Here is a 1,500-nt window from a genome sequence, read left to right as displayed (position 1 = left end):
CTAAAAAAATACGTCGAGAACCAAAACTCCCCAAAAGTGGAAACCCTACCGCGTTAGTTTTATTCTGGTGGCGATTCATCTCCCGTTAACCGCTACGCGGTTTAACGGGAGTCCTCTCGTTCCATTGAGATAGACAAAAGGCAGTAATATTGATTAGTTAATTTCCCCATCTCCCCCCGCAACGCGCACGAAGTGGTCTCCCCACACCCCACACCCCACACCCTACACCCAACCCCTTTTTTTACTGAAAAATGATGTTTTCCTTCCTGAAAAAAAGCTATTGAGATAGACAAAAGGCAGTAATATTGATTAGTTAATTTCCCCAACTCTCACACCCCACACCCCACACCCCACACCCAACCCCTTTTTTTACTGAAAAATGATGTTTTCCTTCCTGAAAAAAAGCTATAAATGGCTAGGACTAGCGATAATAACGGTGATTTTGGCGATTACACCCGCCGCCATTGCCCAATCAACCACTAGCGCCATACCTCTGGCAAAAATTAACTGGTTACAGGCGATTTTTTTGGGATTTGTGCAGGGAGTGACGGAATTTTTGCCGATTAGCAGTACCGCTCATCTAAAAGTGATTCCCGTCTTTTTGGGTTGGGGAGATCCCGGTGTCACCTATACGGCAGTGATTCAATTGGGCAGTATTGCGGCGGTATTGTCCTATTTTTGGCAGGATTTAAGGCAAATATCCACAGGAATGGTGAAAGCGGTGGCTAGTTCCGATTATCGTTCCCAGGATTTTCGTTTGGCCGTGGGGATTATCCTAGGCACAATTCCGATTGTTTTCTTCGGTTTGTTAATGAAACTTTTCATTCCCGATTTAGATAATTCCCCCCTGAGAAGCATGACAGCGATCGCCTGTGCCTCTATAGTCATGTCTTTACTCTTAGCTACGGCCGAAAAAATCGGGAAACATAAACGCAGTTTTGAGACTTTGCGACAAAAAGACGGGGTTTTAATGGGATTAGCCCAAGCTTTAGCCCTAATACCGGGGGTATCTCGTTCTGGGTCCACCTTAACTGCCGGGTTATTCATGGGTTTAGAAAGGGCCGTAGCGGCGCGATTTTCCTTTCTGCTGGGGATTCCGGCGATAACTTTAGCCGGTTTAGTGGAATTTAAAGGAGTTCTCGACCAGATTAACACCAGTGAATTAATTCCCCTCGCTATTGGGGTAATTTCCTCGGGGATATTTTCCTATCTTTCGATCGCTTGGTTATTAGATTATCTCAAAAAACAGAGTACCTGGGTTTTTGTCTGGTATCGTCTCTTTTTCGGGGTTACTATCCTGATTGGTGTGGCCTGGGGGCGTTTTTCCTGACCTTTTGGCATTCTAATTAGGGTTTGCGGCAAAAAGTTTTTCCTAGGGGCAGGGTGTAGGGTGTGGGGTGTGGGGTGTGGGGTTTTACCGATTTTGAGGGGGTCAATTACCTAATTTTCAGGGAAAAAGTCCCTGAATTTCCCCCTGATCACTCCCATATCTGGTACTTT

1 protein-coding gene is annotated in these 1,500 nt (G+C 45.6%); it reads left to right on the top strand.

The features are described 5' to 3' along the window. The first annotated feature begins 379 nt into the window (after positions 1-379). Complete coding sequence (locus PX482_RS23400; RefSeq protein WP_002758593.1) at positions 380-1,330, top strand: undecaprenyl-diphosphate phosphatase; 951 nt, start codon at positions 380-382, stop codon at positions 1,328-1,330. Positions 1,331-1,500: the final 170 nt, after the last annotated feature.

It is taken from the genome of Microcystis sp. M53602_WE12 (assembly GCF_030065455.1).
GTDB lineage: Bacteria > Cyanobacteriota > Cyanobacteriia > Cyanobacteriales > Microcystaceae > Microcystis > Microcystis aeruginosa.
Note: the sequence above shows the minus strand (reverse complement) of the source record. Positions and strands in the feature narration are given on the sequence as shown.

What these genes read in the sequence shown, in the direction of transcription:
- PX482_RS23400 (WP_002758593.1), top strand. Translation starts at nt 380, where the DNA reads ATGATGTTTTCCTTCCTGAAAAAAAGCTATAAATGGCTAGGACTAGCG.